The sequence below is a fragment of the Streptococcus sp. 'caviae' genome (assembly GCF_001937065.1).
In the GTDB taxonomy this organism is placed as follows: Bacteria; Bacillota; Bacilli; order Lactobacillales; family Streptococcaceae; genus Streptococcus.
Window position 1 is genome coordinate 25,747 of record NZ_MOWR01000007.1, and the last position, 14,208, is coordinate 39,954.

Sequence of the window (14,208 nt, forward strand, 5' to 3'; positions counted from 1 at the left end):
TGTTACATCATTTTATCATAGTTAAGTGATTTTTTCCAAAATTTAATGTCTGAAACCAGCAATGCCTACGATAACTTCTACAGCTTTCTGCATGGTCTCCAAACTGACAAATTCAAAGCGGCCGTGCATGTTTTCACCTCCTGCAAAAAGGTTAGGTGTCGGAAGCCCCATAAAGGATATTTTAGAGCCGTCTGTTCCGCCCCGGATGGGCTCAATGACGGGTTTTATAGCCAGATCCTCCATGACTTTCTTAGCAATATTGACACAGGTCATATCTTTTTCAATCACTTTTCGCATATTATAATATTGATCCTGAAGTTCAAGCTCCACCCGTTCGGCTCCTAAACGTGCATTCATTTCCTCAGCAATGTGCTGCAGCAGTGCTTTGCGATCAGCAAAACCCTCATCCTCAAAATCACGAATAATATAGGAACTGTGAGCTTCCTCGACTGTCCCATTAAGACTGAGCAGATGATAAAAGCCTTCATACCCATCTGTCTTTTCAGGGCGCTCAGCAGCAGGCAATTGCTCATGAAAATCAATAGCTAATTGCAGGGCATTGACCATCTGATTTTTAGCAGTTCCCGGATGGACATTGCGACCTATAAAGTTAATGTCTGCTGCGGCGGCACTGAACGTTTCATACTGCAGCTCTCCCAGCGGTCCGCCGTCAACAGTATAGGCAAAATCAACATCAAAATCTGTCAGGTCAAATTTATCAGCGCCGCTGCCGATTTCTTCATCGGGTCCAAAACCGATACGAATTTCAGCATGTTCAATCTCAGGATGGTTGACCAGATACTCCGCTGCCGTCATAATTTCAGCAATACCAGACTTGTCATCGCTCCCCAGTAAGGTTGTCCCGTCTGTAGTAATCAGAGTCTGTCCCACATAATTTTTAAGATTGGGAAAGTCTCCCGGATCAAGAGCAAAATCCGTCTGACCAAGCTGGATAGAGCCGCCGTCATAATGTTCAATAACCTGAGGCTTCACACCTTCGGCATTAAAATCGGCTGTATCCATATGAGCAATAAAACCGATCTTATGAGGAAAGTCCCCATTTGCAGGCAAGGTTCCTACCAGGTAACCATTGGGCAAATAATGAACATTCTTGAGACCGATACTTTCCATTTCTGGTTTTAAAACGGTCAATGCAAAATCAGTCTGACTCTGTGTTGTTGGTGTCTTAGTACTGTTTGCATCACTTCTGGTATTGATTTTAACATAGGTCAAAAAGCGTTTTAACAAATTATCGTAAGTCATTTTCTACCTCTTATCCTCTTAATTATAACAGAAAAAACCACAGATATATGCGGTTTTTTTAAATATTAGTCAGAATTTTTTCAGTTTGGTTAATGATTGGATACATGATAATAAACATGATCTGCCAGCTGATTGCTGTTCAAGGTCTCAGACGAAATAATGCGGTCTTTTGATTTATCAGATGTATCCGTTTGCCCATTTGCAAAGTAGCGCTGAGGCAGCGTACGGTTTGCCGCTACCATATAGAGAGTCAAATTTGTTTTGTTCCCTGTTTCCACATTCAGCAGGAGAATACCATCCTGATCAATATCCAGCAGGCTGACTGTCATTCCAGAAGTTGTCAAACCTTGTGTATTGAAAGTAAGGGTCTGACCCTGTGCATTCTTCCAGGTACCTGCTGCAGTACTGTAATCAGCCTTTAAGATAGCCCCTGTATCAATAGGAGCCAGACTTTCTGCCTCACGGCTCTCTTCACTGGAAGAACTGGACGACTGACTGCTTTCCGACGAAGATTCTGTTTTTTTCTCCTGTTCAGATGAGCTGTGTTTGTCACTCTTATGCGATTTCGACTGCAAACTTGTCTTAGGGGAAACCGATTTGTCCCCGTCATGACTCTTTTTCTGACCTGAGCAGCCGACAAGCAGAAGAACAGATAGCAATACAAGAGTAAAATTCTTAAAGATAGGTTTCATTTTCATAAATCAGGCTCCTTATTCAGGACTGGGTAAAACGGCCGGTATAGTCAATATTTTCATCTAAAGGATGAGATAATTTCGGAGAAACACTTGTATATTGCCAAGCTGCCGCATTGGCATAATAATTAAAGGACTTAGCCTCTTCCTGAGTCATATAAGTATATCCCTTAGCATAGTGAGCAATCCAGAAATTATTAAGACCAAATTGTGCTGTCTTAACGCTTCCGCCGCGAATATCCAGCCAGCTCGCCATGGTATAGTGAACCAAGTTGCTGTATCCCTGACGCTTCATCTCATCTTGCCAGGCTTGAACATTAGCATTGATATTGTTTAACATGGAAGCTTCTTCCATATCATTTACCATAACTGTTGCAGAGGACAAGCCGTGTGCCTTGGCAGCATTGACAAAATAACGTGCTTCCGCTTGGGCCCCTGCTGCTGACGTATAGTGCGAATAGTGGTAAGCAGAAACTTTGATTCCTGCTGCTTTGGCATTAGCAATCTGTGATTTTGCATAAGGATTGGTATAGCTGGTACCTTCTGTTAACTTGACAACAACTCCCTGAATCCCCTGCTGCTTTAGACTCTTAAATTCCGCAACAGAAATCGTGCCATTATGGCTGCTGATATCAATAAAGTAAGATGGCAGAGCAATAGCCGGCTTTTGGGCCTCCAAACGGTAAGTTCCTTTATCAAAACCAGTTTCCTGACCGTCCTGATAAGTCACATAAACATGAACATGGTAGCTGCCTTTGATATAGCCGTGATTTTTTTCGTTGACAGTAATGCTGATTTTGCCATCCTTGACAGCATTGCTGGTATACCAGTAGAGATTGCTTTGTTTGGCTTCTGACCAAGCAGCAACCTTAACAGATTTCAGCTTTTTAGAATTACTGGTTTCAGTAATGACCACATCCAGAGTTCCCTTCTTAGCCTGATGATTGGTCACGCTAACCTTTGGGCTGCTGATTTTAGCCGCAGCGACTGTAAATTCTTTTCCTGCCATGCCAATTAATTTGTTGTTTTCCAGTCTGCTTTTGCCATAAACATGAGCATTGTAGCGGCCTGTTTCAAACTGATGATTTTTAAGAAGAATTTTCGCTTCATAAGTTTTATCTGATATCTTGCGAGTTCCATACCATTTAATATCATCTTGATTGTTCTTGCTCGTCCACACAGGAACCTGTACGGAAGAGATATAATAAGGCACGTTTTTAAGGGTAACAGTGTACTCATTGTCAGCTGTTTTAGCAATGCTCGTTGTTACAGATGGTTTGGGAATAGTCAAGGTCGCTGTTCCCAGCCCTGTCAAACGGCCGTTTTGGCTGTGATAAACATGGATGTTGTAAAGACCGTAACCCTTGTGATTGTCATAGCTGGCAATTGCCTCCCCCTGCTTATTTGCCTGATACCACTTCAGGTCATCCTGACCCTTTTCATTGGACCAAACAGCAAAGGAAACCTTAGACTTATCCTTAATGTTAGCAGCAGTTAGCTTTAATGAAATACCCTTAGAAGTTAATTTAGCCTCAGCAGCTGCCTTAGTAATCTTATAAGTTCCCAAAATTTTTCCGGATTTTGTTCCGTCAGTATAATCTGTGTAAACATGAACATGGTAGAGTCCAGATACATTAGCATGGTTGGCAATATTGATTTTAGCAGTCGCTTGATTATTAACAACTGCCGGTGTGTACCATTTAAGATCATCCTGACCCTTCTCTTCTGACCAGACAGCAACGCTGACAGATTTTATCACCTTTGTACTTGGACTGCCCTTGACAACTACATTGAAGATACCAGAGGTTTCTTTGTAACCGACAACTGAGGCAGTCGCATTGGCACGGCTGTCAACATTATCAAAACCTGAACTGGCAGCCAGGCCGATTTGAGACTGAGTAACAGTGCTGTAGCCGTAAATATGAGCTTGGTAGTGCCCCAGAGTATTTTTGTGATGTTGCAGATTGACTGTGATTTTATAACTGCCGTTAGCAGTTTTCGCCGCCTTATACCACTTTAGATCGTCCTGACCCTTTTTATCCGACCAGACAGGAATATCAACCTGTGTGATGGTCTTTGGAACATTTGAGACCGTAATTTCAAAATGATGAGCTGAGGTTTTTTGAATTTTTGTTTTAATCTGAGGCTTAGCAATCCTAACAGTCATCGCATTGAGTCCTGTCATCTTACCCTTTTGATTGGCATAGGTGTGAATATAATAGGTTCCGTACTCGCGGTGATTCTTGAACTCGGCATAAGCTGCTCCCATATTATTGGCTGTATACCATTTAAGGTCATCCTGCCCTTTTTGCGCCGTCCAAACGGCAAACTGGATCTTACTGCCTTTAGCAATAGGCTGTTTGTACTGTAGTTTTATTCCTTTTGCTTCAACTGTAGCCGCTGTCACTTCCTTAGGTGTTTTCTTCACAGTTGCAGCACTTGACTGAGGTGTCTTTGTCACAGCTAACCTTTTCAAGGGTGCGGCTTGCTTAAGAGACTGAGAAGACGAGGCCTGCTGGCTTTGAACATTAGCAGCTTTGGTTGCTGGGTGACTTTGAGTCTGAACAGTCTTCTGACTGGAAACAGACGAACTTGTTGCAGCGGCTGTCGTTTCCTTCCTTTGCTGAGAACTTTCTGCAGTCGTTAGTTCAGCAGCCGTTGTCTGATCAACTGTCTGGCTTGGCTCTTTCTGACTGGCTGGTTGACTGACTGCTGCAGTGCTCTGGCTGCTGCTTACTTCTGATACTGATGTTTCAGTGCCGGTTCCTTCCGCGACTTCAGAAGATGCAGCCTTATCTAAGACAGAGGCAGTTTGAGCTGTTTCATCTGCAGATACCTTACTGGCAGCCATAAAAAGAGTCAGGGCCAAAGGAATCATCAGATAGGTTTTAACGTTATTTTTTGCCATATTGTTTTCCTTCAAAATATAATTATGTTCATTATAACATATTCGCAACTACCGCTCAAAATTGGTAACTTTCTTCTGTAAAATTTTATTTAATCGATTTTACAATTATTAATAAATCATATCAGAGCAGCCAAAAAGACCTCGGCATCAAAGCCAAGGTCTTCAAAACGTTGTTAAATCAACGATTATTTTTTAAGGTTGTAGAATGATTTCAAACCACGGTATTCAGCAACTTCACCAAGTTGATCTTCGATGCGAAGCAATTGGTTGTATTTAGCAATACGGTCAGTACGTGATAATGAACCAGTCTTGATTTGGCCAGCGTTAGTTGCAACTGAGATGTCAGCGATTGTTGAATCTTCAGTTTCACCTGAACGGTGTGATACAACAGCAGTGTAGCCAGCTTCTTTAGCCATTTCGATAGCTTCAAATGTTTCAGTCAAAGTACCGATTTGGTTAACTTTGATAAGGATTGAGTTAGCTGCACCTTCTTTGATACCGCGAGCAAGATAGTCAGTGTTTGTAACGAAGAAGTCGTCACCAACTAACTGAACACGTCCGCCGAGGCGTTCTGTAAGAGCTTTCCAGCCATCCCAGTCATTTTCATCCATACCGTCTTCGATAGTAATGATTGGGTATTTGTTAACCAATTCTTCAAGGTAATCAATTTGTTCTGCAGCAGTACGTTTTGCACCTGTTTCACCTTCGAATTTAGTGTAGTCATAAACACCGTCTGCATAGAATTCTGATGATGCACAGTCAAAGCCGATGAATACTTCTTCACCTGGTTTGTAGCCAGCTGTTTCAATAGCTTTGATAATTGTTTCTACAGCATCTTCAGTTCCGTCAAATTTAGGAGCGAATCCGCCTTCGTCACCAACAGCTGTTTCAAGTCCGCGTTCTTTAAGAATTTTCTTAAGAGCATGGAAGATTTCAGCACCCCAGCGAAGAGCTTCTTTAAATGTAGGTGCACCAGCAGGTACAATCATAAATTCTTGGAAAGCAATAGGAGCATCTGAGTGAGAACCACCGTTGATAATGTTCATCATTGGAGTTGGAAGAACTTTAGTATTGAAACCGCCAAGGTAGCTGTAAAGCGGAATTTCAAGGAAGTCTGCAGCAGCACGAGCTACGGCAATAGAAACACCAAGAATAGCATTAGCACCAAGTTTACCTTTGTTTTGAGTACCATCAAGAGCGATCATAGCACGGTCAATAGCTTGTTGGTCACGAACATCGTAGCCAATAAGTGCTTCTGCAATAACATTATTTACGTTATCAACAGCTTTTTGAGTACCAAGACCACCGTAGCGTGATTTGTCTCCATCGCGAAGTTCAACTGCTTCGTGTTCACCAGTAGAAGCTCCTGAAGGAACCATACCACGTCCGAAAGCACCTGATTCAGTGTAAACTTCTACTTCAAGTGTTGGGTTACCGCGTGAGTCAAGGACTTCGCGAGCGTAAACATCAGTAATAATTGACATTATGTTACTCTCCTTATGAGTTTTAATTTTTACATGTTAATAATACCACAAAGTTGGCACTTAGGCAAACCAAAAAAAGATTTGTTTGCTCTGCTTCTCTAAAATTAAAGCAAGACTACAGTCTTTTTTGCTGTGTTTTTATCCAAGAGACCGTTTCTTAACGGATAAAAGAAAGCGGTACAGGCGCTCAGCTGTCAGGCTGAACGTGATTTTTTCTGATAGGCAGACTGAGGGATCCAGTAAGCATTTCCGAAATTGACGATATAAGGAGATGATTTAGAGATGGTAAAATAAATTTTGATATCAATGGTTTCTCCCGGTTCAATCGTATCCGGAATCTTTTCATTGCCAGCATAATTGCTCAAGTCAGCAATATCAAATGTTCTGTCATAGATATAGAAATCCCGGGGACTGAACTGAATAGGGTGCATTGTTGTATTTTCCACACTTACGGTCAAAACAATTTTTTGGTCATCACTGGAAGCACCTTTCATTTTAAGATTTGATGCTGATTTTATACCTGTTACCGTTATTTCTTCACCGGTGGTCAGTCTGGCACTCTCGCCAAAAATATACCGTTTGGGCTTATTATATGAATAACTATAGCTCCTGCTGCCATTTCTTATCTCATCTTCAGCCTTCAGCCGTTTAATTTCTTCTTTCTTGTTGACAATAGTTCTGTCCTGCATGCTGTTCATTGCCAGCCAATGATCATAATCCTGCCTGGATACTACATAATAAGCAGTCATGACTAAGGTAAGCAGAAAGAAAAATCCTGCCACACTCATAAAGACGATGCTAAGAATTTTCCAGACATTTGTTCTTTTTTCCATTTTTCTTTTCCTTTCCGTTAGTTTTTAGTCATCGCTGCTTTCATCTGAACCGTAGTTCCGGCCATTGTACCTATAATAAGCATTTTTACTATATCGGGCTTCTTTTTCCTTATATTTTCTCACTGTTTTTCGATAATCAGAAATTTTATCCTCCTTATACTCCGAGCGTTCAATCAAGCGATGAACCTCCTGATTGGATAAAATGCAGACAGTTGTCATTGTCGCTGTTAAAATGAAAAAAACACTGGTTAAAACAATGAAGACTATGCCGAGAATCTTCCAAATATCTGTTCTTTTTTCCATTTGCTTCTGTCCTTTCTTAGCTTTTATTGTGTTGATTATATCATTAAATTTCCCTAAAAAGCAACTTCTGCCCTAATCAGCACAGCTTTTCTCTGTAAAATAGTGTATAATTTTTATAAGTAATAAAACGAGGTGAACAATGACTGATTTAGAGAAAAAAGTTCTGGAAAGTGCTCAGGGTGAGCGCCGGTTAAATCCTGATGAACAGCGAAAGTATTTAGGAACCTTTGCTGAACGTCTGGTACTGAGCATTCTTTTAGCAGACGCTGAAAAACCAGCCGTTTTTGAGGCTTTGGATGCTATTTTGGCAGACCTCAAGGCAAACTACGATGAATGCTTCCTGAAGATTTCATCCCAGCTCTCACTGAACAGCCAGATGGTTTATATGAAAAAAGCACAGGAAGCCAGCCTTCCTGCGACTATCGTTGATGAAGACAACTGTCAGTCTCCCTTTGGTTTGCTGGCTCATACAAACAAGGCTGAAAACCTTGAAAATACTGACATCAAGGCCCTCTATCCTAAACTATTTGCACAGCAGAATGAACAGCCGCAGCAAAAATCATTTTGGAAAAAATGGTTTGCCAAAAAATAGGGGCCGTAACATTTTCATGTCGGATAATCAGACTGGCGCCTTGTTGTTGACAGTCGGAGCTGCTGAACTGCTAATAGGATAGCCACTTCTGTCCAAATTAACAGCCGCAGCTGCCCAAGTATTTTTGAGACTGTTTTTTGATCGCAGAAAACCTTACCTGCAGACCTTGTCAAAGGAGATTATATGTATCAGACAATTTTATTTGATTTGGATGGTACCCTGACCGACTCAGGACGGGGAATCCTCAATTCTATCCGCTATGCTTTGACCCAGCTAAAGCGCCCGATTCCAGACGATGATCTGCTGAAAACCTTTATCGGCCCTCCTTTGAAAATCAGTTTTGAACAAACTCTGGGTATGTCCCCGGCTGAAAGTCAGGCAGGCATTCAATTTTACCGAGATTATTTCAGAGAAAAAGGAATCTTTGAAAACGAGATTTATCCAGGTATCCCGGAACTTCTGGCAGATTTAAAAGACCGGAAAAAACAGCTCCTAGTGGCCACATCTAAACCTGAAATTTTTGCGCGCCAAATTTTAGAACATTTTAAACTCAGCGCCTTTTTTGAATACATTGCCGGCGCCAGTATGGACAGTTCCCGCAGCAAAAAAACAGATATCATCGCCTATGCTCTGGAAAATACTGGCAGCACAGACCCCAGTGCAGCCCTTATGGTTGGCGATCGCAAATATGACATTTTAGGAGCCAAGGAAAATCAAATCGCATCGCTCGGTGTGCTTTATGGCTATGGCAGCCTTGAAGAACTGCAGGCCGCAAAAGCTGATTATATCGCTGAAAACAAAGAAGATTTAAAGAGGATTATTCTTGAAACCGGTAGCAAGAATTAACATTTGAGATATACAGAAAAAGTGAAGGAACTGATTCGTTCCCTCACTTTTTTAGGAGATTTATGAAAAAGAAAGTTTTAGGATGACTATACTATAGCAAGGAAGGCTTAAAGGAAACTTAAACGATTTTAAATAGGATCCATTAGTTTTCTTGGCCGCTGCGAATGAGGATTCTAACCAAAAAATGTTATTTTTGCCTTTCAAATACTTTGTAGGGACGGCCGACCTTGGTATAGACAATATGGCTCTTAAGATAGTGGCGTTCTTCCAGATAAGAGATATATTTGCGGATGGTAACATGCGAAATTCGACAGCGGTCAGCCAGCTCCTGAACGGTAAAGGGAGCAGGGAGTTCCAAGATGGCTGTTTTTATTTTGCTCAGGGTCTCTATAGACAGTCCCTTGTCAAGTTCTGCTGTATTTTGGGGAGCATCGGCCTTGCTGCTCACAAGTTGGTCAATCTGTGCCTGCTCCACAGTGTCTTCGTTCAAGTTGGTCATTTGTCTGAGAAAGAGGTTGATGCTTTGCTGAAAACGCTGATTAGTAAAGGGTTTGATCAAGTAATCAACCACACCTAAGTGAAGCCCTTCCTTAACAGTTTGGGCTTCATTGGCGGCTGTAATTAAAATGACATCGCTGTTGCTGCGGCGCTTGCGAAGGTCGCTGAGCAAATCCAGACCGCTGCCGTCTCGCAAGTGAACGTCCAGCAATATCAAAGCAATCTCACGCTTTTCAAGAAGTTCCTCAGCATCTTTCAGAGAATTAGCGGAGTAAATATTATCAAACTGCCCTCCCTTTTCCAAATAGTTGCGATGGATAAATTCTACCATGGGATCGTCTTCTATAATGAGTACATTCATGTATTTCCCTCCTTGTAAGGCAATACCAAGACAAGCTGAATGAGGCCGCCTTCTGCTTGCATGTCAAATTCTGCCTGATTTTCCTTAAGAATCTGCTTGAAAAAATGATTGTCGAACTGATTCTGCAGCTGTTCTTGTTGATCCTGCGGCAGGGTGAGAAAATACCTGGCCGTCAGTTGATTGTCTTCATAGTGGATTGCCAGGGAAAGATTTCCCTGCAGCACCAGCTGCAAAAGAACATGGTGAATGTAGCGGTAAACATTGATTAAAGCCTTGGTTTCTGCCTCGTTTTCATTGGCCGGAATTTTGGGTGAAATTTCAACCAAAAACGGTATTTTGCGCTCAGTAAATTTCTGGCGTTCACCATTTAGAAAACCCGCAATCTGGGGATTTTGAACCAAAAAGGACAGCTGGTGGGCAAATTCCTTGTCCGGCGTCAGGATATCTTCTAAATAAATTTTCAGCTCCTCATAAGCATTGAGATCGGCTAAGCCATAGATAACATGAAGGCGGTTGACAAATTCGTGAGTTTGCGCCTGAAGCGAAGAGGCATAAGCCGTGGTATTGGCCAGCTGATCCATAATCAAAAAAGATTCAGTCGCATTTCGTAAAAAAATAATCCAGCCAATCAGCTTGCCGCTGACCTCAATAGGAGCGGAAGAAAAGATATAATCCTGGCCCTTTTGACGGTAGACCTGCTCTTTTTTATCCTTTAACATATCTGCTGAAAAATCCGTTATCAGCTGCTCAACAGGCTTTTGCAGCAAACTGTCATTTTGCCCGCTGCTCTTTCGATAAAGCTCCTCGGCAGCAATATTGGCCAAGCTGATCTTATACCCAAGATCAATGACGACGATGGCATCCTTGGTCTGATCCAGCATGGCATTGCGCTCTTCAAAAAGACGGGAAAGCTCCCGCGGTTCCAAATTGAGGAGCTGTCTTTTGAGATAAAAGGCCAGACCCGTTGCAGCAGCAAACCCTACCATAATGCTTAAAAACAGAGCCAATGAATACCCCTGCCGTGAGGTTCTGATAAGCGTGCTCAGCGAATGGACCTTAATTCCCAAGGCCACAACACCGATTTGTTTTTTCTTAGCATTATCCGCGTATATAGGGACAAAACCGCGCAAGGATTTGCCAAGGCTGCCCTGACTGACCGAAATGACTGTTTTTCCTTTAAGGGCCGGACGTTCGTCGCCTCCTTCAAAGTGTTTGCCGATTTTACTCTTATCAGGATGGGTCAAACGAATCCCGCGCATATCCATCACCACTACAAAATCTAAACGGTGGATAGCGGCAATTTTCTTCGTATAGACTTCTGCTCTTTCATCTTTGTCCTTGGTTAAAAGAGCTGTTTTGATTTGCGGGTCAAGAGCCAGCTGACGCCCCACAGAAAGCAAGAGCTCTTCTTGCTGGCGGCGAATGAGCTGCGAATGCTGGTAGAGAGTCAGTCCATAGAATAAAGAAGCCATCATCAGCAGCATCAGGATAAAGACCATGGTCAATAAATTTCTGAGAGTCAGTCCCTTCTTCATGCTCAAATCTCCTGTTCTCGGATTGCTTAACCGGCAGACACCTGATAAGACAAACCTGTTAAAGTTTCCCAGTTTTTTCTATGCCTTTTCATTAGTTGTATTTCATGAGGCAGAGCAAGGCCGGCAAATGAGTGCTTGAGCTTTCTAGCCCACGCAGTGCAAGCAGCAACGTCCACCTGCTCCCTTTTATTTGTCCATTATTATACCATATCCGCCAAGCGGCAGCTGACCTTAAAAAAGTTGACTTACTTAAATTACTTAAATAATCTTAAGTTCAAAAAACATTTTCTCTATAATGAGGGTAATTCCAATCAATTAGGAGGAGAAACTTATGGCAAAAGAGAAAGCAGCTGAAACGTCTCCAACGGGATGGGAAAAATGGATGAGCCGCCGTGTCGGTTCTGTTCCTCTGCCTGTCTACGCCGTCTTATCTCTCATTATACTGATAACAGCCCTGCTGCAGCAGCTCCCTGTCAATATGCTGGGCGGCTTTGCTGTTATTCTGACTTTGGGCTGGTTACTGGGAACCCTCGGTGCCAATATTCCGGTTTTGAAAAACTTTGGCGGACCGGCAATTTTTTCATTGCTGATGCCGTCCATTTTAGTCTTTTTGAATCTGGTAAACAAAAATGTTTTGGATTCTGCTGATATTTTGATGAAGCAGGCTAACTTTTTATACTTCTACATTGCCTGTTTAGTCTGCGGCAGCATTCTGGGAATGAATCGTAAAATTCTGGTGCAGGGCCTGATGCGGATGATTATTCCTATGATGCTGGGGATGATCTGCGCCATGGCTGTCGGTACACTGGTAGGCGTTTTGCTGGGGCAGGACTGGAAGCATACCCTGTTCTTCATTGTCACACCTGTTCTAGCCGGAGGAATCGGCGAAGGGATTCTTCCGCTGTCGCTTGGCTACAGTGCGATTACCGGCATGGGAAGCGAGCAGCTGGTTGCCCAGCTGATTCCGGCAACGATTGTCGGCAACTTCTTTGCTATTATGTGTACCGCTATTCTGTCACGCTGGGGTGAGCGGCGGCCGGATCTCTCAGGCCAAGGACAGCTGGTGCGGCTCAGCTCTCAGGACGATATGGCTGACGCTCTCAAGGACACTTCCGGACCGCTTGACATCAAAAAAATGGGAGCCGGTGTCCTGACAGCCTGTACCTTATTCATTGTCGGCCATCTGCTGCAGCATCTTACAGGTTTTCCGGGACCGGTGCTGATGATTGTTGCTGCTGCTGCTCTCAAATATCTCAACGTTATTCCGGCAGAAACACAGCACGGTGCTAAACAGCTTTATAAATTTATCTCAGGCAACTTTACTTACCCTTTGATGGCGGGGCTTGGTCTTCTTTATATTCCTTTGAAGGATGTTGTCGGCGTTCTTACCCTGCCCTACTTTATCATCGTTATCAGCGTTGTCTTTACCGTTATTTCAGTGGGATTTTTCGTAGCTCGTTTTATGAACATGTATCCTATTGAGGCTGCTATTATTTCGGCCTGCCAAAGCGGTATGGGCGGCACAGGTGATGTCGCCATCTTAAGCACGGCAGAGCGCATGAATCTCATGCCCTTTGCCCAAGTGGCAACGCGTCTTGGCGGAGCCATCACTGTTATTACCATGACCGCCATCTTGCGGATTATCTTTTAATGATTCAGTAAAAAATAAAAAAGAGGAGAAATAAATATGGCAAACGAAGATGTTAGAGAATTAGCCTTGCAGCAGGCAAGAGAAAAGGGCGGAAAATTAGAAGTGATTTCTAAGGTCAAAGTCGAAGACAAAAGAGATTTAAGCATCGCCTATACACCAGGTGTTGCGGCAGTTTCATCGGCTATTGCAGAAAACAAGGAACTGGCCTACGAGTTGACAACTAAGAAAAATACCGTTGCAGTCGTCAGCGATGGCTCAGCCGTTCTGGGGCTGGGAAATATCGGCGCGGAAGCTGCTATGCCGGTCATGGAAGGTAAGGCAGCACTCTTCAAACGCTTCGCCGATGTTGATGCAGTGCCAATTGTTCTTGATACGCAGGATACCGAGAAAATTATCGCAACAGTTAAAGCTATTGCTCCAACTTTTGGCGGCATTAATCTGGAAGACATCAGTGCACCGCGCTGCTTTGAAATCGAACAGCGCCTCATTGAAGAATGCCCTATTCCGGTCTTCCATGATGACCAGCACGGAACAGCCATTATCGTTCTGGCAGCTGCCTTTAACAGTTTGAAACTGATTGGCAAGACCCTTGATGAAGTCAAAATCGTGGTCAACGGCGGCGGCTCAGCCGGTCTGTCCATCACGCGCAAATTTTTAGCTGCCGGCGCCAAACACATTACTGTTGTTGATCGCACAGGCATTATCAATGAAGAGGATAAGAGCCTCCCTCTTCACCATGCCGATATCGCCAAAGTAACCAACCGCGAACACCTCTCCGGTGACTTAAAGACAGCCCTTAAAGGTGCCGATATTTTCATCGGAGTTTCTGCACCGGGCGTCCTCAAAAAGGAATGGATCAAGGAAATGGCAGATAAGCCGGTTATCTTTGCCATGGCTAACCCAGTCCCTGAAATCTTCCCTGATGAAGCTATCGCAGGCGGAGCTTATATTGTCGGAACAGGCCGCAGTGATTTTCCAAATCAAATCAACAATGTCTTAGCCTTTCCAGGAATCTTTCGCGGTGCCTTAGATGCTCGGGCCAGAAAAATTACCATCGACATGCAGATTGCCGCAGCACACGGCATTGCCGATCTTATTTCGGATGCTGAACTCAGCCCGACCAATATCATCCCGGACGCCTTCCAAGAAGGGGTTGCCAAAACAGTGGCAGCCGCTGTCAGAGAAAGTGCCGCACACTAGAAGCACGATTCAAAGACCAGTAAACGACTCCGCATAAGCCAA

At 43.3% G+C, this 14,208-nt stretch carries 12 protein-coding genes; 4 read left to right on the plus strand and 8 right to left on the minus strand.

Annotated elements, in window-relative coordinates; translation table 11 throughout:
• Positions 1–42: 42 nt before the first annotated feature.
• The 6 genes from pepT to BMI76_RS07660 form a co-directional block, all read right to left on the minus strand.
• Positions 43–1,263 carry a peptidase T gene (gene pepT, locus BMI76_RS07635; protein WP_075346985.1) on the minus strand — a complete coding sequence of 407 codons (1,221 nt, stop codon included), beginning with the start codon at positions 1,261–1,263 and terminating at the stop codon, positions 43–45.
• Positions 1,264–1,352: 89 nt separating this feature from the next.
• Positions 1,353–1,961, minus strand: a complete 609-nt coding sequence (locus BMI76_RS07640; RefSeq protein ID WP_075346986.1) for a DUF6287 domain-containing protein — start codon at positions 1,959–1,961, stop codon at positions 1,353–1,355.
• Between the two features lie 16 nt (positions 1,962–1,977).
• Positions 1,978–4,863, minus strand: a complete 2,886-nt coding sequence (locus tag BMI76_RS07645; protein WP_075346987.1) for a GBS Bsp-like repeat-containing protein — start codon at positions 4,861–4,863, stop codon at positions 1,978–1,980.
• Positions 4,864–5,048: 185 nt separating this feature from the next.
• Positions 5,049–6,347, minus strand: coding sequence for a surface-displayed alpha-enolase (gene eno, locus BMI76_RS07650; protein WP_075346988.1), 1,299 nt, complete (start codon positions 6,345–6,347; stop codon positions 5,049–5,051).
• A gap of 194 nt (positions 6,348–6,541) precedes the next feature.
• Entirely contained in the window at positions 6,542–7,180 is a 639-nt protein-coding gene (locus BMI76_RS07655; RefSeq protein ID WP_075346989.1) for a DUF4352 domain-containing protein, read from the minus strand.
• Positions 7,181–7,204: 24 nt separating this feature from the next.
• Complete coding sequence (locus BMI76_RS07660) at positions 7,205–7,483, minus strand: hypothetical protein (RefSeq protein ID WP_075346990.1); 279 nt, start codon at positions 7,481–7,483, stop codon at positions 7,205–7,207.
• A 139-nt stretch (positions 7,484–7,622) separates the two neighbouring features.
• Between BMI76_RS07660 and BMI76_RS07665 the strand changes: the two genes are divergently transcribed.
• Positions 7,623–8,075, plus strand: coding sequence for a YueI family protein (locus BMI76_RS07665; protein ID WP_075346991.1), 453 nt, complete (start codon positions 7,623–7,625; stop codon positions 8,073–8,075).
• Positions 8,076–8,258: 183 nt separating this feature from the next.
• Entirely contained in the window at positions 8,259–8,921 is a 663-nt protein-coding gene (locus BMI76_RS07670; RefSeq protein WP_075346992.1) for an HAD family hydrolase, read from the plus strand.
• Positions 8,922–9,108: 187 nt separating this feature from the next.
• Here the strand turns inward: BMI76_RS07670 and BMI76_RS07675 are convergent, their stop codons facing one another.
• Together BMI76_RS07675 and BMI76_RS07680 are read right to left on the minus strand one after the other, a co-directional pair.
• Positions 9,109–9,780: a response regulator gene (locus BMI76_RS07675; RefSeq protein WP_075346993.1), complete on the minus strand. Its 672-nt coding sequence runs from the start codon at positions 9,778–9,780 to the stop codon at positions 9,109–9,111.
• Positions 9,777–11,315, minus strand: coding sequence for a sensor histidine kinase (locus BMI76_RS07680; RefSeq protein ID WP_075346994.1), 1,539 nt, complete (start codon positions 11,313–11,315; stop codon positions 9,777–9,779). Before BMI76_RS07680 ends, BMI76_RS07675 begins: the two co-directional genes overlap by 4 nt.
• A 331-nt stretch (positions 11,316–11,646) precedes the next feature.
• Between BMI76_RS07680 and BMI76_RS07685 the strand changes: the two genes are divergently transcribed.
• Both BMI76_RS07685 and BMI76_RS07690 read left to right on the plus strand, forming a co-directional pair.
• Entirely contained in the window at positions 11,647–12,966 is a 1,320-nt protein-coding gene (locus BMI76_RS07685) for a 2-hydroxycarboxylate transporter family protein (RefSeq protein WP_075346995.1), read from the plus strand.
• Positions 12,967–13,002: 36 nt separating this feature from the next.
• On the plus strand, positions 13,003–14,166 hold the full coding sequence (locus tag BMI76_RS07690; RefSeq protein ID WP_075346996.1) for an NADP-dependent malic enzyme: 1,164 nt from the start codon (positions 13,003–13,005) through the stop codon (positions 14,164–14,166).
• The last annotated feature ends 42 nt before the right edge of the window (positions 14,167–14,208 follow it).